Source organism: Duganella sp. CY15W (assembly GCF_009857555.1).
GTDB classification, from domain to species: Bacteria; Pseudomonadota; Gammaproteobacteria; order Burkholderiales; family Burkholderiaceae_D; genus Rugamonas; species Rugamonas sacchari.
Genome location: NZ_WWCQ01000006.1, coordinates 158062 through 177213 on the forward strand (window position 1 = coordinate 158062; position 19152 = coordinate 177213).

General features: G+C 62.9%; 14 protein-coding genes. 12 read left to right on the forward strand and 2 right to left on the reverse strand.

Translation table 11 applies throughout. The features are described 5' to 3' along the window. Positions 1-111 precede the first annotated feature (111 nt). Genes GTP58_RS25445 through GTP58_RS25460 form a run of 4 tightly spaced genes read left to right on the forward strand, consistent with a single transcriptional unit; the run spans position 112 to position 5052 of the window. A complete protein-coding gene (locus GTP58_RS25445; RefSeq protein WP_161079848.1) occupies positions 112-2781 on the forward strand; it encodes a TonB-dependent siderophore receptor in 2670 nt (889 codons plus the stop codon). 2 nt (positions 2782-2783) lie between these two features. After that, positions 2784-3608, forward strand: coding sequence for a hypothetical protein (locus GTP58_RS25450; RefSeq protein WP_161079849.1), 825 nt, complete (start codon positions 2784-2786; stop codon positions 3606-3608). 54 nt (positions 3609-3662) lie between these two features. After that, a complete protein-coding gene (locus GTP58_RS25455; RefSeq protein WP_202413859.1) occupies positions 3663-4352 on the forward strand; it encodes a glutamine amidotransferase in 690 nt (229 codons plus the stop codon). A gap of 1 nt (position 4353) precedes the next feature. Continuing rightward, the gene (locus GTP58_RS25460; RefSeq protein ID WP_161079850.1) at positions 4354-5052 is read left to right on the forward strand and encodes an MOSC domain-containing protein; all 699 of its coding nucleotides are present in this window, start codon (positions 4354-4356) and stop codon (positions 5050-5052) included. A 6-nt stretch (positions 5053-5058) separates the two neighbouring features. Here the strand turns inward: GTP58_RS25460 and GTP58_RS25465 are convergent, their stop codons facing one another. Further along, entirely contained in the window at positions 5059-6459 is a 1401-nt protein-coding gene (locus GTP58_RS25465; protein WP_202413860.1) for a PLP-dependent aminotransferase family protein, read from the reverse strand. Positions 6460-6581: 122 nt separating this feature from the next. Here GTP58_RS25465 and GTP58_RS25470 point away from each other — a divergent pair, with 122 nt between their 5' ends. The 6 genes from GTP58_RS25470 (at position 6582) to GTP58_RS25495 (ending at position 13699) form a co-directional block, all read left to right on the forward strand. Next, positions 6582-6821: a hypothetical protein gene (locus tag GTP58_RS25470; protein WP_161079851.1), complete on the forward strand. Its 240-nt coding sequence runs from the start codon at positions 6582-6584 to the stop codon at positions 6819-6821. 148 nt (positions 6822-6969) lie between these two features. Then, positions 6970-9546 carry an MXAN_6230/SCO0854 family RING domain-containing protein gene (locus GTP58_RS25475; protein ID WP_161079852.1) on the forward strand — a complete coding sequence of 859 codons (2577 nt, stop codon included), beginning with the start codon at positions 6970-6972 and terminating at the stop codon, positions 9544-9546. Positions 9547-9633: 87 nt separating this feature from the next. Beyond that, entirely contained in the window at positions 9634-10287 is a 654-nt protein-coding gene (paoA, locus tag GTP58_RS25480) for an aldehyde dehydrogenase iron-sulfur subunit PaoA (RefSeq protein WP_161079853.1), read from the forward strand. Then, on the forward strand, positions 10284-11237 hold the full coding sequence (locus tag GTP58_RS25485) for a xanthine dehydrogenase family protein subunit M (RefSeq protein ID WP_161079854.1): 954 nt from the start codon (positions 10284-10286) through the stop codon (positions 11235-11237). The genes paoA and GTP58_RS25485 overlap by 4 nt, the downstream gene beginning before the upstream one ends. Positions 11238-11241: 4 nt before the next feature. After that, entirely contained in the window at positions 11242-13440 is a 2199-nt protein-coding gene (gene paoC, locus GTP58_RS25490) for an aldehyde oxidoreductase molybdenum-binding subunit PaoC (protein WP_161079855.1), read from the forward strand. A gap of 43 nt (positions 13441-13483) precedes the next feature. Then, on the forward strand, positions 13484-13699 hold the full coding sequence (locus GTP58_RS25495; RefSeq protein ID WP_072786295.1) for a hypothetical protein: 216 nt from the start codon (positions 13484-13486) through the stop codon (positions 13697-13699). Position 13700: 1 nt separating this feature from the next. On the opposite strand, the gene GTP58_RS25500 is transcribed toward GTP58_RS25495, so the two are convergent. Then, positions 13701-14837: an aminotransferase class I/II-fold pyridoxal phosphate-dependent enzyme gene (locus tag GTP58_RS25500; RefSeq protein ID WP_161079856.1), complete on the reverse strand. Its 1137-nt coding sequence runs from the start codon at positions 14835-14837 to the stop codon at positions 13701-13703. Positions 14838-14890: 53 nt separating this feature from the next. On the opposite strand from GTP58_RS25500, the gene GTP58_RS25505 reads away from it, so the two are divergent. Together GTP58_RS25505 and GTP58_RS25510 are read left to right on the forward strand one after the other, a co-directional pair. Continuing rightward, entirely contained in the window at positions 14891-18268 is a 3378-nt protein-coding gene (locus GTP58_RS25505) for a DUF748 domain-containing protein (RefSeq protein ID WP_161079857.1), read from the forward strand. After that, the gene (locus tag GTP58_RS25510) at positions 18265-19122 is read left to right on the forward strand and encodes a DMT family transporter (RefSeq protein ID WP_161079858.1); all 858 of its coding nucleotides are present in this window, start codon (positions 18265-18267) and stop codon (positions 19120-19122) included. Before GTP58_RS25505 ends, GTP58_RS25510 begins: the two co-directional genes overlap by 4 nt. Positions 19123-19152: the final 30 nt, after the last annotated feature.

A 19152-nucleotide genomic window follows, 5' to 3' on the forward strand; every position in this document is an offset into this window, starting at 1 on the left:
CAGCAGTTTTGTACAAAAACAGCATTTCCATCCGTGACCTGACTTCTCAGACAAAACACACTCCAGACAGTTACTTTCATTTCATAAAACTGTCATAAAAACGGAGACTGCATGTTTGAGATTCGTCCCATCGTCCGCGCCGTTGCGCTGCTGTGCGCTGGCGCCGCGCCGCTGTATGCGCAAGCCCAGGAACACAGCGAGCCGCCGCCCCGCGTAGAAATTACCGGTTCCCGCATCAAGCGTGTCGATGCGGAGACGGCCTCCGCAGTGCAGGTCATTACCGCCGAAGACATCGCCCGTTCCGGCGCCACCACCGTCACCGATGTGCTGCGCAATCTGCCCGCCGGGAATACCGGCGGCTATGTGACGGAAGGTACGCCGTCGCAGGCATTCGGCTCGGCTGGCGTGTCGCTGCGCGGGCTGGGCGCGGGTTCGACGCTGACGCTGATTAATGGCCGCCGCGTGGCGCCGTTCGGCTTTGGTTCAGCCTCGTTTGTCGATACCAACGCGATTCCGGTCAACGCGATTGAACGTGTGGAGGTGCTGCTGGATGGCGCCTCGGCGATCTATGGCGCGGATGCGATTGGCGGTGTCATCAACATTATCCTGCGCAAGAATTATGAGGGCTTGTCGGCCACAGTGAGCGGCGGTACGTCGGCCTACCACGACGGCAATATGGGCAACGCCAGTATCACCTATGGCCAGGGCAAGCTGGAACAGGATGGCTACAACTGGCTGCTCAGCCTGTCGCACAGCGATATCAGCCCGGTGCTGGTCAACGCGCGCGAGCGCACCAGGGATGGCGACTTCCGCCGCGTTGGCCTGGCCGACCGCCGCTCGACGTTCTCCAGCAACGCCTACACGGCGTCCGGCACCACGGGCGGCACTTTCCTTGGCATCGTCGGCAACTGCGCACCGCTCAACGATCCCGCCAGCCCGACACTGAATGGCCGCTGCATCGCCGACAGTACCAATTCCGTCACGCTGCAGTCGAAGGCGCAGCGCGATAACGTCTACAGTGCGCTGACCTACGCGCTGTCCGGCGGCTGGGAGCTGTTTGGCGATGCCTCGCTGAGCCGCAGCCGTCAGGCATCGACCATGTACAGCTATGCCACCAATTCCTACGGCGCCTACACCAACGATCTGGTGGACAAGTACGGCCTGTACGGCAATGCGCCCGGCACCACCATCAGCTACCTGCTGCTGCCCGCCAGCCATCCGCAGAACCGCTGGGGCAAGACGGTGGCCGTGCGCTACCTGTTCAACGATATTCCAACCACCATCGCCAGCGAAAGCCGCAATATGCGCTACACCTTTGGTGCGCGCGGCACGCTGGGCAAGTGGGACGTGGAAGCAGCGGGCATGTTCTCGCGCTCGCTGACGGACACGCGTTATCGCGGCTATCTGCAGGACAGCGTGCTGATGAACGATGTGCTGGATGCCGATGGCCTGGTGCGCAACAGCTTCACGCTGAGCAATCCAGGCGCCAATGATCCGGCCTTGATGGCGCGGCTGTACCCGCAACTGAATAACCGCGCGGATACCAGCACCAGCAGCATCGACCTGCATGGCAACCGCGAGCTGTTCACGCTGCCGGGCGGTCCGCTGGCGATCTCGCTGGGCGCGGAATTCCGCCGCGAGAAGTTTGACGCGGTGCCGGATACGCTGTTCACGGACGGCTCGATCCAGCTGATCGGCATGACGGGCTCGAATGGCTCGCGCAGTGTCTCGGCCGCCTATGGCGAACTGAATGCGCCGGTGCTGAAAACGGTGGAGCTGAGCCTGGCCGCGCGGAGCGACCATTACAGTGATTTCGGCTCTGCCTTTACGCCGAAGGCGGGAGTGAAGTGGAGTCCGCTGCCGCAGCTGGCGTTCCGTGGCACGTATGCGGAAGGCTTCCGCGCACCGTCGTTGCCGGAGCTGCATGCGGGGAATACCAACGGCTATATCAAGGTGCTCGATCCCAAGCTGTGCCCGGTCTACGATGCGGCCAATGCCAACTGCGATATCTATGTCGCTTACACCACCGGCGCCAATCCGGACATCAAGGCCGAGAAATCGAAGAGCTTCACGGTGGGCGTTGTGGTGGAGCCGATCCCGCGCTGGTCGCTGTCTGTCGATGTGTACAACATCAAGCGCCGCAACGAGCTGTCCACCATCAACGCCAGCTACCTGCTGGAGAACGAATCGAAATTTACCGACCGCATCGTACGCAATCCGGTCAGCGGCAAGCTCGATCACATCAGCCTGATTACGGCCAACCTGTCGGAAACGCAGACGCGCGGGGTGGACGTGGATGCGCGCGGCGTGACGCCGCTGGGCAACTGGGGCCGGCTGACCATGACCGCCAGCTACAACCGGATGAACAGTTACAAGAGCTCGAATACGCCGGATGATCCGCTGGCGGAATACGCGGGCTACTACGAGCTGCCCAAGAACCGCGCCCGCTTCGGCCTGGCCTGGGACCGTGGTCCGTGGGACGCCAGCGTCAACTGGAACTATGTGGGCGGCTACCTGCTGAAGACCTCGCCGGATTCGGTGTGCTCGTTCCAGGCGGCGACGCCGTGGTACTGCGATGTGCACTCGTCGCTGACGGCCGACGCGTATGTGAGTTACAAGGGCTTCCGCAACCTGGAGCTGTCGCTGTCGGTGCGCAACCTCGCCAACAAGGAAGCGCCGTTTGACGCGAGCAAGATCGCTTATCTGCAGGGCTACTCGCCGACTTACCATAGCCAGCTCGGCCGCTACTTCCAACTGTCCGCTACCTATAAATTCAAATGACCATGCTGCAACGTATTTTGATTTGCCTGGGCGCCGCCGCGCTGTCTGCCTGTAGCACGGTGGCGCCGATCGATCACAACAACGACGCACTGCGGCTGGAGTGCCACTGGGACTTGCAGTACCCGGCCGTTGCGCCAGCCGATGCCAGCGTGGAGGTGCTCCGCGCGGTGGCGGCACGGCGTCTGGCGGCGCTGCAGCTGAATGCTGTGTGGACGCTGGAGCAGGAGGGCGTCAGCGGCGAGGCATTCACGGACAGCCCGGAAGACCGGGCACGTCTGCAGCGTTTGCTGAGTGTGGTGTTGCCAGGGCTGGAGCGCTATCCATCGGCGTTCTTTGCAAATGTGCGCTTGAAAAATATCGTGCTGGTCAAGGAACTGGCGGTCGGTGGGCAGCGCCGTCTGGCCATGCCGATGGCGGAGTCGGACGGCGTGGCGTATGCCGACAACAATGCCGGCACCTTGTGTTCGGCCGGGATGGAGATGCGGGTGCATCACGAGTTCTATCACTTCATCGATCATCGCGAGTTTGATGACTACTATCATCTGGACCCGTCGTGGCTGGCGCTGAATCCGGACGGCCTGCAATACGGCAAGGGCGGCGCCACTTTCTATGGCAAGAACCTGCAGGATCTGGGCCACGTGAGGGATGGGCTGGTAAGCGCGTATTCCAGCTATGGCCAGGAGGAGGACAAGGCCGAAACCTTCGGCTGGATGATGACGCCGGACTACGCCGCGCGGCTGGATCTGTATGTGATGACGGACCCGCATCTGGCCGCCAAAGTGAAGTATATGCGCGAGCAACTGCGCAAATACAGCCAGCCCAACTGAGTTTTAAAATTGTGCTATCATGAATTCATTAGGACTCCTATTCTATGGTGAATCATGAACTGCATCGCGCTGTATCACGTTGGGTTTGAGGATCTGGGGGAATTTGCCGGGCCGTTGCAGGCAGCCGGCTACAGCATCACGTACCAGCATGCGGGAACGCCGCTGTCGGAAGTGCAGTGGCGCGATACAGAGCTGATTGTGGTGCTGGGCGGGCCGATCGGCGTCAACGATACGGCGCTGTATCCCTGGCTGGCCGATGAGATTGCAGGCATACGGTTGCGCTTGCAGTTGCAGCGGCCGCTGCTGGGCATTTGTCTGGGCGCGCAGCTGATGGCGGTTGCGCTGGGTGGCGAGGTGCGTGGCCGCGAAGCGGGCAAGGAAATCGGCTGGTCGCCGGTGGAGGTCGCAGCGGATGCCGGACCGCTTGCGCATCTGCGCGGGGTGCCGGTGCTGCACTGGCATGGCGATAATATCCATGTGCCTGCGGAGGTGGCGGTGACGGCCTCGACGCCGGGGACGCCATGCCAGGCGTTTCAGGTGGGCCGCCATGCGCTGGGCATCCAGTTCCATGTCGAGTTTGAGCCGGCGGCGCTGGAGCATTGGCTGACCGGACATGCGGTGGAGTTGTCGCACGCGGGTGTGGACCTGGCGCAGTTGCGGGCGGATACCCAGCGCTACGGCGCCGGACTCACGCAAGCGGGGCCGGCGCTGATGCGGGAATGGCTGGCTGGACTGGAGCGCTGAGATGAGCGTGCTGGCATCGTTGTTTGTCGGCCGCGCACGTCCGCTGGCAAGGGCTGGGCATCCGGATGTGCCCAGCGGGATCGTCAAGCTGCCGCAGTCCGGCGCGCTGCGCCTGACAGTCCACGGACTGGAGGGCGATGAGCAGGGCGACCGGGTGTTCCACGGCGGACCGGAAAAGGCCGTGCATCACTATGCGGCGGAGCATTACGCTTTCTGGCGCGGGCAGTATCCGCACAGTCCGGTGCAGATGCTGCCCGGCGCGTTTGGAGAAAATTTTTCTACCTTGGGCATGACCGAGTCCACGGTCTGCATTGGCGATGTGTACGCCGTTGGCGCGGCCTTGCTGCAAGTCTCGCAAGGACGCCAGCCGTGCTGGAAGCTGAACCGCCTGCTGCAACGCGAAGATGCCGCCAGCAATATGCAACGCTCGGGGGCGACAGGCTGGTACTACCGCGTGCTGCGCGAAGGCCTGGTGGCGCCGGGCGACCAGCTGTTGCTGGTGGAACGGCCCAATCCGGCCTGGCCGATGCAGCGCCTGATTCAGGCGTTGTTCCCCGAGAGCGCTGTGACGCCGTCGCTGGTGGCGGAATGGCGGCAGGCGGCGGAGCTCAAACAGCTCACCGTCAACTGGCAAAACACCTTCACCCGCCGCGTCCAGCAACTGCAACTGGAAGATTGGTCACGCCGGCTGACTGAATGAAGGCCGTTAAACCACAGCGGCGCTGAATGGCTCCGGCCGCCGCGCAAGCAGGTGAGACAGCCGTTGCAGTCCCGCCTGCAAGCGTCCGCGGTCCCGGATGCTCCCCAGGGAGATGCGAATGGCGTTCACGGATACGCTGCCGGTGGCGAATGCCTCCGCCGGCGTGACGGCGATGCCCTCGCTGTCGGCTGCACGTGCAAGCTGCGAGGGCGTCCAGTACGCCGGCAACTCGAGCCATACATGCAGGCCGTCTCCGGCGCCGCTGTAACGCCCCGCCAGAATATCGCGCGCCATCCGGTGGCGCAGGCGCGCCTCGTTGCGTACGCCCGCTATCAAGCCGTCAGCGGAACCGTCGAGTATCCACTGGGTGGCCAGGGCGGCCGTCAGCGGCGTGGCCATCAGCGCAAATGATCTAAGCGCGGCCAGGAAACGTGCGCGTTCGTGCGGGTCGCGGATCAGCACGAAGGCGACCCGCAAGCCGGGCGTCAGGCATTTCGACAGGGTGGAGATGTAGTACACCTGTTCCGGCGCCAGCGTGGCAATCGGTGGTGGCGGGGCATCGGCAAGCAGCCAGTAGGGGTCGTCTTCGACGATGCGGACATGGCAGCGCGTGGCGATGCTGGCGAGTTCCTTGCGCCGACGCTCCGGCATGGTGATGGCGGTCGGGTTCTGCAACGTCGGATTGAGGAAGACCAGCCCAGGCTTGTGCTGGCGGCACGCGTCCTCCAGCTTTTCCGGCACCATGCCGTGCAGGTCCGCTTCCACGGCAATGATCTGCCGGCCGAATTGGGCTGCGGCGGCACGCAAGCCGGGATAACTCATGGGCTCTGCCAGGATCACCTCGCCAGGCTCCGTCAGCGTAAGCATCAGTGCGGCAATCGCCGCTTGCGCACCGGGGCAGACCACAATCTGCCGGGAGTCCAGCGGTCCAAACATCGGTGCGAGCCATTGGGCGCCCGCCTTGCGGTCGGAGTCGCTGCCCCCGGCCAGGTGGTAAGTCATGAGCAAGGCATTATCTGCCCTCATCAGGACTTGAGATAAACCTTGTTTCAGCATGTCGTCGAAGTCCACACCGTCCGGCGGTGGCGGGGTATTCATGCTGAGGTCCAGGATCGAGGTCAATTCGACTTTTGGCGCCGCGACATACGTGCCCCGTGCGCCGCGGCCTTCCAGCAGATTGCGGCGTCTGGCTTCGTCGTAGGCGCGCGTGATGGTCGTCAGGTCGACGTCCAGCTGGGCTGCCAGCTGGCGCTGCGGGGGCAGGCGGTCACCCGGTTTCAGCGATCCATCGGTTACCGCCGCCTGCAGCGCATCCGCAATCTGCAAGAAACGTGGCCCGCCGTGCGCGGCCAAGCGTGGCGACCAGCGTGGCCAATGTTCATCTTGTATGGTTTTTGACTGGGACATTTTGTCTCAATGTATGGAAATTGCTTTTGGGTAGTATGCCTCAGAGCGTGCGGCAATACCATCCTTGCATGGCGGTGCCGCTCACGATAGATCGTGTCAAGTAATAGCCTGGAATACTCAAAATGATGGATTGGATACCTGTAGTCTTCGTGACGTTCAAGTTTCTCGTGCTTGGCACGGGCATGTTCTTTGCCATTAAATGGCATTACGACCAAGGCAAAAAGCAGAAGCTGGAGGAGCGGCGCGCGGTGCTGCGCGCGGGCGGCAAGGTGGCCGCACTCTTCATGTTGTCGCTGCTGGGCGTGGGGCTGCTGACCTTCGTCCTGATCCGCATGCTCGGGATGGACTTGTCCATGCCTTGATGGCCAGTAATGCGCGGAGGTTGTGCCGGTTTAATTCTCCCCTTGCTGATGGGTTGTAAATACATTACGATCCTTTCCGAGAAGGCTTAGGACGGGCTTCCTTCTACCCTCCGATTCAGTTCGTCCGTTTCCCTTCTCCCCGAATTTCATGACGTTCACTGCCTCCCACACGATCTTGTTGCGCAGGCAGGGCTTGCTGTTTGTTGAGGCAGGTACTGCGGCGCTCCCCAGCAATTTCATTGAAGCGTTCGAGATCAATCTCGCGAAGCTGGGGTACGCGGTGTCCACGCGTCTGCGTCAACGCCTGCAGACCATTTCCACCGAAGCGCTCACCCTGCTGCAAGCGCAAGTCTGGAGCGTTCTCGCGGAAAACCTGGGCGGCCACCGCACTCACGTGCCGCTGTACCGCAAGTTTCCGGACGATGTGCCAGCCGATACGTCTGGCTTGTGGCGACGGCGCGTGCTGTCCCATTTCATGCAGGCGGAAGGCCAGCCGTGCCTGCATTGCGGGCAGACGGGGACCACGCATGTGCTGAATCCCTGCATGCACGTGGTATGCGACCAGTGTTTTGACGGTAGCAATTACTCGGCATGCCCCATCTGCGAACGGCAGGTTGATCGCCAGTCCGCATTCTTCCAGCGTGAACCGGCGAAGGGCATGTCTACGGAAAACGTCAGACTCAAATTGCTGGACCTGGGCGTGTCCGCCGCGCAGGCTGCGCGTGCGCTATTCGGCAGTTTTTGCGAACGCACGCAGGCCATGTCGCCGGTGGATGTGGCGGACCTTTCAGCCATCGTCACCGAATACGGCGCTGAGGTTCTGCCGTGGTTGCCCACCACCATTCCGGTGCGTGAGAATATTGCGCATGTTTTCGGCACGCTGCTGCGTCAATGCGGTCCTGCCGTGGCCATGCCGGCCGCAGCGCCGTATATGAACACCGCGACGGATGTCTTGCGTTTGGTTGCCAGCTATTCCGGCGCAGATCCTGGCCTGCTGCCGCAAACCGTGGTGCGTGAATTCACCCTCGCGGAGGCGAGAAAGAAGAAGCCATATCGGCAGCTGTTTGCGCATAGCTACTACGATAGATACACGTCGCTCAAGCTGCCGGTGGAAATCAACCGTTTCAAGATGGCGAAGCTTGGTCGTCCGCTCAGGCGTGCCTTGATGGCGTTCATGGAAAGCCTGCCGGCGGAGTCCATGACGGAGGACATGCTGCGTCATCGTTCGTACTGGATCTGGCTCGGTGAATTCCTGCATCCGGCCGAATACCGGCTGCGCTTTCCCAAGGTGGCGCTGGCCTTCGAGATCGTGCGGGGCAAGGCGCCGGATGGCAGTCCCGCACCGGCCTGGCTGACGTATTACGGCAAGCTGGAAGCGGCAATCAATCTCAGTGACGCCGGCAGCATGACGGCTTTGCTGTTGCAGCGGCCGGGTGAACTGGCGCGGCGGTTTGACCATGCGCTGCGGATTGCCGGTGACGACCAGGCTGCAGTCGAAGGACTGCTGGCAGGCCTGGAACGCTGCGCGCCCCAGTTTTCCACGCCGGTATTGCTGACGCTGCACGCCTTGTTGCCAACGCGCGGCACGCAGGCCAGGTCGCGCGTGTACTGGCCCAAAGGATCTGTCGTCAACGGCGTGTTCGCACGGGACACGCGGGCAGTCCTGGCGCCGGCCGCGATTGCGCGCAGCGTGGCGATCGTCGAGCGGGAATTGCTCGCGCGCCTGGCCGGCAAGCCAGGTGTGGGCGATTTCATCATCGATACCAGGCTGAAAACCATCATGGTTCCGTTCAATGAACGCACTGCCTCGCCGGCAGCAATCCAGCTGCCGCGTGGATCGACCATCGGCATCGCGCCCGACAAGACCATACGGCTGTTCCTGCACTGGTGCGAACCGGAGCGGGCGCACTGCAATACCGACCTGGACCTGTCCGTCGGCTTCTATGACGCGCAATGGCAGCATGTCGGCACCTGCTCCTATTACCAGCGCGAGCTGCAGGGCGAGTTTGGACGGATCGCAGTCAGCGCCGGTGACTTAACCAGTGCTCCTTATCCCGATGGCGCTTCGGAATTCATCGACCTGGATTGCGTGGTGGCCGAAAAACATGGCATCCGCTATGCCGTCGCGGTGGTGAACAATTATTCCGGCCAGGCTTTCGAAGAGCTGGAACACGCTTTTGTCGGCTTGATGCTGCGCGGCGATACTGGTGGTGACCATTTCGACCCGCGCACGGTTGAAATGAAATTCAATCTGCAGGGCGGTGACGGCATCTTCATGCCGATGGTGCTGGATCTGGAAAAGAAATCGCTGCATTGGCTGGATGTCTACTCGCGCGGGAACCTGGAATTCAACAACGTGGCCAGTTCCAATACTGCGATTACCAGTATCTGCCCAACCATGATTGACTACTTTGCCAGCGGTGTCCGGGCGAATATGTTTGACCTCGCACTGCTGCACGCTGCTGCCAGAGCGCAGCGCGTTCTGCTGCGCGGGGAGCACAATATCGTTATCGAACGCATTGCTGGCGAGTCTGCCAGTCAGTTCCTGCAACGCTTGCGTGGCGGCGAAGGCGCAGAGGTGGCAGCTTTCGATCTGCGCCATGACCAGCAAACCATGGCTGCGCTGCTGGATGGGGATATGGTGCTGCCACAAGCAACCCTGGCTTACATCCTGAAGCCCGGCGCCATGGCTGGCGCCCTGTCCGCGAGCGATTACCTCGCTTGAGGCTGCCGACGACATGGTCAACAGTGTTTAACCTGAAGTCATAATCCTCTTACCATAGGCCTACCTAACAGGCGGAGGTGCGGGGATATGAACGATCTGAGCGATATCAGTTTTTCTCGTCGTAACTTGTTGATTGCGGGCGCGTTGTCGGCGACATCAACGGCGATTCCATTAACGGCAGAGGCGCAGAGCGCCGCACCACCACCGCCACCGGCGCCCTCGCCACCGTCGATCGCCAAATTCACCTTCCAGGTCAATGGCCAGCAGCACACGCTGGAGGTGGACACTCGCACCACGCTACTTGATGCCCTGCGTGAACATCTGCATCTCACCGGCACTAAAAAAGGCTGCGATCATGGCCAGTGCGGCGCCTGCACCGTGATCGTCGATGGCCGCCGCATCAACTCCTGCCTGACGCTGGCCGTGATGCAGGACGGCGCCAAGATCACCACTATCGAAGGGCTGGGCACGCCGGACAAGCTGCATCCGATGCAGGCCGCCTTCGTGAAGCATGATGGCTACCAGTGCGGCTACTGTACCCCGGGGCAGATTTGCTCCGCGGTCGCCGTGCTGGATGAAATCAAACAAGGTATCCCGAGCCATGTCACGGCCGATCTGAACACCCGGCCGCTGCTCAACGAATCCGAGCTGCGCGAGCGCATGAGCGGCAACATCTGCCGATGTGGCGCCTACTCCAATATCATCGACGCCATCACCGAGGTGTCGGGGAGGACGGCATGAGAGCGTTCACTTACCAGCGCGCGCAGTCGCCAGCGGAAGCTGCCGCGATTGCCGCCCGCACACCCGGCGCCAAGTTCATCGCCGGCGGCACCAATCTGCTGGACCTGATGAAGCTGGAAATCGAAACGCCCCAGCACCTGATCGACGTGAACGGCCTTGCCCTCGACAAGATCGAGCCCACGCCAGGCGGTGGCCTGCGCATCGGTGCGCTGGTGCGCAATACCGATCTGGCATCCGATCAGCGTGTGCGCCGCGATTACGCCGTGCTGTCACGCGCCTTGCTGGCGGGCGCATCGGCGCAATTGCGCAACCGCGCGACCACGGCCGGCAATCTGTTGCAACGCACGCGCTGTCCCTACTTCTACGACACCAACCAGCCGTGCAACAAACGCCAGCCAGGCAGCGGCTGCGCAGCGATTGGCGGATACAGCCGCAACCACGCCATTCTCGGCGCCAGCGAAGCGTGTATCGCCACCCATCCTAGCGACATGGCGGTTGCCATGCAGCTGCTGGAGGCTACCGTCGAGACGGTCAAGCCGGACGGCGCCACGCGTGTCATTCCCATCGCCGACTTCCATCGTCTGCCCGGCGCCACGCCGCACGTGGAAAACGCCTTGCTGCCGGGCGAGCTGATTACCAGCGTCACCTTGCCCAAGCCGCTGGGCGGCACGCATGTGTACCGCAAGGTGCGCGACCGCGCCTCGTACGCGTTTGCGCTGGTGTCGGTGGCGGCGGTGCTCCTGCCGGACGGCAACGGCCGCGTCGCGCTCGGCGGTGTGGCGCACAAGCCATGGCGCGTGCCGGATGCCGACGCCAGCATGCCGCGCGGCCCGCAAGCGGTGGCTGAGCGCTTGCTGTCCGGCGCCAGGCCCAGCGCGGAAAGCGCGTTCAAACTGCCATTGGTACAGCGTACGCTGGCCTCTGTATTTGCCGATACCAGGAAAGGGTGATGACATGAAATTTGATACGCCTGCCACCACCAATCCCATCGATCAGCTGAAGGTCATCGGCCGCGCCACCGACCGTATCGATGGTCCGTATAAAACCACTGGTACTGCCACTTACGCCTACGAGCACCACCGCGAAGCGCCCAACGCCGCCTATGGCTATGTGCTTGGTGCGGCCATCGCCAAGGGCCGTATCAGCGCCATGGATGTCAGCGTGGCGCAGCGCGCGCCTGGCGTGCTGGCCATCGTGACGGCCGAGAATGCGGGCAAGCTGGGCAAGGGTAATTTCAATACGGCCAAGCTGCTGGGCGGGCCGGAGATCCAGCACTACCATCAGGCGATTGCGCTGGTGGTTGCCCAGACGTTCGAACAGGCGCGCGCTGCTGCGGCGCTGATACGCGTCGAGTACAGCAAGCAGCAGGGCAGCTATGATCTGGCCAAGGCCAGGGACAGCGCCAAGATGCCGAACGATAAAGATGCCAAGGACAAGCAGGTCGGCAACTTCGAATCCGCGTTTCCGGCGGCGCCGGTACGGCTGGACGCCACTTACACCACGCCCGATCAATCGCATTGCATGATGGAGCCGCATGCCTCCATCGCTGCGTGGAACGGCGACAAGCTCACGGTCTGGACGGCCAACCAGATGATTAACTGGAGCAAGGGCGACATGGCCAAGACGCTCGGTATCCCGAAAGAGAATGTGCGCCTGGTTTCGCCCTATATCGGCGGCGGCTTTGGCGGCAAGCTGTTCTTGCGGTCCGAGATCTTGCTGGCGGCGCTGGGCGCCCGCATGGCCAGTCGCCCGGTCAAGGTCGCCTTGCAGCGGCCGCTGATGATTAACAACACCACGCACCGCCCGGCAACCATCCAGCGCATCCGCATAGGCTGCAGCCGCGAAGGCAAGATCACCGCCATTGGTCACGAAAGCTGGTCCGGCGATCTGCCGGACGGCAAACCGGAAACCGCCGTGCAGCAAACCCAGCTGCTGTATGCCGGTCCCAACCGCATGACCAAGATGCGCCTGGCTGTGCTGGACCTCCCGGAGGGCAACGCCATGCGCGCGCCCGGTGAGGCGCCGGGTTTGATGGCGCTGGAAATCGCCATCGATGAAATGGCGGAAAAGCTCAAGATGGATCCAATCACCTTCCGCATCATCAATGACACCACGGTCGATCCCGCCAAGCGTGAGCGCAAGTTCTCGACGCGCCGCTTTGTCGATTGCCTGCGCACGGGTGCGCAGCGTTTTGGCTGGGACAAACGCAATCCCACGCCAGGCAAGACGCGCGATGGCCGCTGGCTGGTGGGCATCGGTGTGGCGTCCGCGTTCCGCAACAATATGGTGCAGAAGTCGGGCGCCCGTGTGCGGCTGGATGGCAAGGGTATCGTAACGGTGGAAACCGACATGACCGACATCGGCACCGGCAGTTACACCATCATCGCGCAGACTGCGGCGGAGATGATGGGCGTGCCGCTGAACCAGGTGGTGGTCAAGCTCGGCGATTCGGATTTTCCGGTATCCGCCGGCTCCGGCGGGCAGTGGGGCGGTAATAGCTCGACCGCCGGCGTGTACGCGGCATGCGTCAAGCTGCGCGAGCTGGCGGCGCAGAAGCTGGGGCTGGATCCGACCGAGGCCGAGTTTGCCAATGGCGCGGTGCGCGCCCACGGCCGCAGCTTCGCGCTGACGCAGGCCGCCGCCGACGGCGAACTGGTGGGCGAGGATACGATGGAGTACGGCGACCTCGACAAGAAATTCCAGCAATCGACGTTTGGCGCGCATTTTGTCGAAGTTGCGGTCGATGCGTACACGGGCGAGCCGCGCATACGGCGCATGCTGGCGGTGTGCGCTGCGGGCCGCATCCTCAATCCCAAAGCGGCGCGCAGCCAGGTGATCGGCGCGATGACCATGGGCGCGGGCGCGGCTTTGATGGAAGGGCTGGTGATCGACCAGCGGGGCGGCTTCTTCGTCAACCACGACCTGGCCTCGTACGAGGTGCCGGTACATGCCGACATCCCGCACCAGGAAGTGATCTTCCTGGATGAAACCGACCCCATCTCTTCACCCATGAAAGCCAAGGGTGTGGGCGAGCTGGGTATCTGCGGCGTGGGCGCGGCGGTGGCCAACGCCATTTACAACGCCACCGGCGTGCGGGTGCGCGAGTATCCCATCACGCTGGACAAACTCATCGCCAAAATGCCGGCCGTCTGAGTTAGTGCTATGCTGGGTGCCTACGCTTAGTGAGGAGGACATCATGCCTGCTACTCATGACACCTACACCCGCCGCCAGGGGTTGAAAAAGACTTACGATGTGGAATATACCGCGTTGCACTATCGGATATCCCTCGGCAACAAAGTGCTGAAGGATATCCATCTGGACTTGCACTCGTCGCCGGTGCTGGATACGGAAGTCACGTGGCGCCACGCGATTGCCGATATCGAAAACCTGCGCGGCATGACCGAGCAGTAGCTTAACGCCGGGGCTGCGCCGCAAACCACGGTTGCAGGCGGCGGATGGCTTCGGCGATTTCCGCCGTGGAGACGGCAAAGCTGAAGCGGATAAAGTGGCGGCCATCAACCGGGTCGAAATCGATGCCGGGCGCGCTGGCGATGCCGGTGTCTTCCAGCAGGCGCTGGCAGAAGGCCAGGCTGTCGTCGGTCAGGTGGGCGATGCTGGCATAGATGTAGAACGCGCCATCCGGCGGCGCCACCGTGGTCAGGCCCAGGCCGGGCAGGGCGGCCAGCAGCAGGCGGCGGTTTTCGCGGTAGACATCGATGTGGCCTTCCAGCTCATCCAGCGCATCGAAGGCGGCCAGGCCCGCGTGCTGGCTCAGCGATGGGGCAGTCAGGAACAGATTGCCGCAATACGCCTGCGCGCGTTCGACGTGATCGGGCGGCGCCAACAGCCAGCCCAGCCGCCATCCCGCCATGCTGAAATACTTGGAGAAGCTGCTCACCACCAGCGCCTGCGGTGCGTAGGCCAGGATGGTCTGGGCTGGCTCGACATAGCTCAGACCGTGATAGATCTCGTCCGAGATGATGCGGATGCCGCGCGCGCGGCACACCGCCACGATGGCCTGTAGTTCGTCGGCCTGGATCAGCGTGCCGGTCGGATTGGCCGGGCTGGCGATGATGACGCCCTGTGGCGCCGGCTCGACGGCAGCCAGCGCGGCAGCGGTCAGCTGGAAGCGGACTTCCGCGCCGCAGGCAATCTCGACCGGTTCCATATGCAGCGCCTTGAGCGTATTGCGATACGCCACGTAGCCCGGCCGCGCCATGGCGATGCGGTCGCCCGGCGCAAACATCGAACTCAGCGCCAGTACCAGCGCCGGCGAAGCGCCGCAGGTCAGCACGAACTGGTCGGCCGACACCGTCACGCCGTAGCGCTCGTCATAGAACTGCGCCAGCCGTTGCTTGAGCGGCGCGCTTTCCCAATAGCCCATGCTTTCAGCGTCCAGCACCGCGTGCGCCCTGGCGATGGCGGCCTTGGGCGCGCCGGTGGACGGCTGGCCAAACTCCATGTGAATGATCGAACGGCCCTGGGCTTTCAGGGCGTGCGCCTGTTTGCTGATGGCGATGGTGTGGAAGGGTTCAAGTTGGGCATTCATGGGTTCGATTATACTGTTGCCTGTAACATAAAAAAAGCAAAGGTTGGCTGGGTATGACGATACGATGGAAGCGATGGGCAATAGGCGCGGCAAGCGCGGTTGGTGTGTATGCGGTGACAGGCTTCTGGCTGGTTCCGGGCATCATCCAGAGCCAGTTTCCGAAGTATGCCGAGACCGAACTGGAGCGTAAGGCCAGCATTGGGCAGCTGCATTTCAACCCGTTCACGCTGCGACTGGAAGCACAGGATATCCGCCTGACCGAAGCGGACGGCGCACCGTTGTTTGCGGTGGGCGGGCTGACGGTGGAGATGCAGTGGCGTTCGCTGTTCCGCCGTGCCTGGAGCTTTGCCGAGATCCGCGTCACGGCGCCCGCCGTGCAACTGGCGATCGCCAAGGATGGCACGTTCAATATCGCGGCATTCCTGGCCACGCTCGACAAGCACAAGAAGGACGACAAGGACACGGGCATGCCGCGCCTCATCATCAGCCATTTCGCGCTGGAGGACGGCAAGGTGGCGATGCACGACAAACATGCGGGTTACGAGGATACGTTCACGCCGATTTCGTTCGCGCTGAATAACCTGAGCACGCTGCCGGATGAAAATGGCGATTACACGCTGAGCGCGGATGCGGGCCTGGGCGGCAAGCTGCGCTGGAAAGGCGTGGCTGCCGTGAATCCGGTCAGTGGCAGCGGCGCGCTGACGCTGGAAAATGTGGTGCTGCCCGGCCTGGCCGCCTACCTCAAGTCGTTCTCGCGCATTGTGGTGGTGGATGGCAAGCTGTCGGCCCGTTTGCCCTACAAGTTTGCCTACCAGGATGGCAAGCTGGATGCCCACCTGGAAGGCGCTGGCCTGACGCTGAATCAGCTCGCGCTCAAGCGTGGCGACGCGGCGGCATCCTTCGTTCAGCTGAAACAGCTGGCGGTGACGGAGGTTGGCGTGGATCTGCTCAAGCGGTCAGTGCAGATCGGCGGTTTGCAGCTGAACGGCGGCGCGCTGGCGGTGCGCCGCGATGCCCGTGGAGATATTGATGTGGCAGGGTTGATGCTGCCCGCGCCGGTGACCAAACCGGCGCCCGCGCCCGTCAAGCCAGCCGGGCAGGAGAAGGAGAGCAATTGGAAGCTGCACTTCAAGCAGATCGGCCTGGATGCGGTGGCGTTGAGCTATATCGATGAAACCGTGTCGCCTGCGCTGAAAGTCAGCAGCGACAACGCCAGACTCAAACTGGGCCTGCTGCTGGATGGCGGCAAGCTGAACATCGATGATGCGGCGTTCTCGATGGAGAACGTGGCCATGAACGCGGGCACCGTGGCGCCGCTCAAGCTGTCGCGCATCGGCTTTGAGGAGGCCGCGCTCGATCTGGCCGCGCATAAGGCCAGCGTGGGCCGTTTATATGCGGACGGCGGCCAGCTCGACTTGTCGCGTGATGCGAAAGGCCAGTTCCTGCTCATGGGCGCGTTGCCGAAAGCGGGTAGTGCGGCGCCGGCCTCGGCTGCTGCACCAGCCGAGGCCGGGCCGGCGTGGACTGCCAACGTCAAGTCGGTCGAGCTGAACAAGTTTGGCGCGCGCTATGACGACGCCAGCACCGGCATCAAAGTGAATCTGCAGGACTTCAACATGAAGCTGCGCGATGCCGGTACAGAGCTGAAAAAACCACTGGCATTTGAAGGCGGTGTGGCCTTGCGCGAGGGCGGGCAACTGACGGCCAAAGGCAAGGTCGTGCCGGCCACCGGTGCGGTGGACACGGACCTGAAACTGAGCAAGCTGGCCCTGGCGCCGGTGCAGCCCTTGCTGGGCAAATACGTCAAACTGAAGATTGCCGACGGCGCCATCAATGCGGCAGGCCGTTTGCGTACCGGCGCTGGCGGCAGCAAGGCTGATCCCGCCTTGCGTTATGACGGTTCGTTTGAGGTGGCCGAGCTGTCGCTGAATGAACAGGACAATGACCGCTTCGCCCACTGGAAGTCGGTACGCGCCGAGAAGGTGGCCCTGAGCCTGAAACCGGACTTGCTGGACGTGGCCGAGTTGCGCGTCGTCGAGCCGAATGCGATTCTGATGATTGAGAACGACCGCAGTTTCAACGCGCAGCGTTTGCTGGTGCAGCAGCCTGCCGCGCCTGCGGCAACAGCGGCACCGGCGCCGGCCGCTGAACCGTTCCCGGTGCGCATGCGCCGCGTGCGCTTCCAGAACGCCAAGCTGGACTTCACTGACCTGAGTCTGCGGCCGCAATTCGGCGCCAGGATTTACGAATTGAATGGCGTGATTACCGGGCTGTCGTCCAAACGCGATGCACGTGCGCAGATCGAGCTGGACGGCCGCGTGGACGACTACGGCCTGGCGCGTGTGCGTGGTCAGCTGAATCCGTTTGTGCCGGCGGATAACACGGACATGAACGTGGTGTTCAAGAACGTGGACATGGTGTCGGCCTCGCCGTACAGCATGAAGTTCGCGGGCTACAAGATCGCTGAGGGCAAGATTTCGCTGGACTTGCAGTACAAGGTCCGCAATGGCCAGCTGGAAGGCAACAACCAGGTGGTGCTGGACAAGCTGACGCTGGGCGAGCGCATCGACAGTCCGGATGCGTTGAAGCTGCCACTGGAGCTGGCGCTGGCCATCCTCAAGGACAGCAATGGCCGGATCGACCTCGGCATACCGGTGTCGGGCAATATGAATGACCCGAGCTTCAGCTACGGCGCCGTGGTGTGGAAGGCATTGGGCAATATCATGACCAAGGTGGTGACGGCGCCGTTCCGCGCGCTGGGCAATCTGTTTGGCGTGAGCGGCGACAAGCTGGAAGCGGTGGAGTTCGATGCCGGTAGCGCAGTCGTGCTGCCGCCGGAGCGCGAGAAGTTGCAGCAGGTCGCCAGGATTCTGGTGCAGAAGCCGGAGTTGAAGCTGTCCGTGCCTGGCCTGTACAACGAAGACAATGACGGCGCGGCTTTGCGCGCGCAGGCATTGCGCCGCGTCGTGCTGGCCAAGGCGGACATCAAGCTGGCCGCAGATGAACAGCCCGGTCCGCTGGACATCGGCCAGCGCAAGGTGCGTAGCGCGCTGCGCGATTTGTATGCCGAACGGTTCGGTGCGCCCGAACTCGACAAGCAGAAGAAGGCGGCGGAAAGCGCGGCAGGCACGGGCGACGAGGCGGCGAAGAAGCTGCCGGTCCTGCAACGCCTGGGCAAGCTGGTGCAAGGCGAACCGCAGGTGGCGGATGCCACGGCTTTTTATGACGGCCTGCAGGCGCGCCTGGAAAAAAATCAGGCGCTGCCCAAGGATGCCTTGCCGCAGCTGGGCGCCATGCGCGCGGCGGCGGTCATCGCCGTATTGAAGCAGTCCGGCGTAAACCCGGCAACTGCGAGCGCTAGTGCACCGGTCACAACCGAGAGCCGCGCCGGGCAGCCGATTGCAGTGAAACTGGAGCTGTCGGCGAAATGACACAAGAAGAAAAAGTACTGCCGGCCGCCAGTCCCTGGCTGGCCGGCATGGCGCTGCTGTGCAGCCAGCTGTCCCTGAATATCGGCGCGGCGGTGGCCAAGCATCTGTTCCCGCGCATCGGCGTCGAAGGCGTGACCGCTTACCGTGTCGGCATTGCGGCGGCGCTGATGCTGCTGGTGTTCCGTCCGTGGCGTACGCCGCTGACGCGCAAGCAGGCGCTGAATCTGGCCATCTACGGCTCGGTGATCGGTTTGATGAACTTGCTGATTTACCGCGCGTTCGCGCATATTCCGCTCGGGATTGCGGTGGCAATTGAAGTGGCCGGGCCGTTGACGGTGGCCGTGCTGTCGTCGCACCGGCCGCGCGATTTTGTCGCGGTGTGCCTGGCGGTGGCGGGGCTGTATTACCTGCTGCCGATCCATGGGCATGTGGATCAGCTCGACCCGGTGGGCGTGGCGTATGCGGCCGGCGCTGCCGTGTGCTGGGCCTTGTACATCGTGTTTGGCAAGCGTGTGTCGTTGATGCCGGGTGGTCAGACGGTGGCGTGGGCGATGCTGGCGGCGTCGCTGTTTATCGTGCCGATTGGCGTATGGCATGCGGGCGAGGTCTTGCTGACGCCGTCATATCTGCTGATCGGCCTGGCGATTGCGGTGATGTCCAGCGCCTTGCCGTACACGCTGGAGATGTTCTCGATGCGTACGCTGTCCTCGCGCACCTTCAGCATGTTCAGCAGTGCGGCGCCGGCGCTGAGTGCGCTGGCGGGGATGGCGGTGCTGGGCGAGCATCTGAGCCTGGCGCAATGGCTGGCGATCAGCGCCATCGTTGCCGCCTCCGCGCTGACCTCGTTGCGGTAAATTACCGGGCGCTCCGCGTTTGAATAGCTT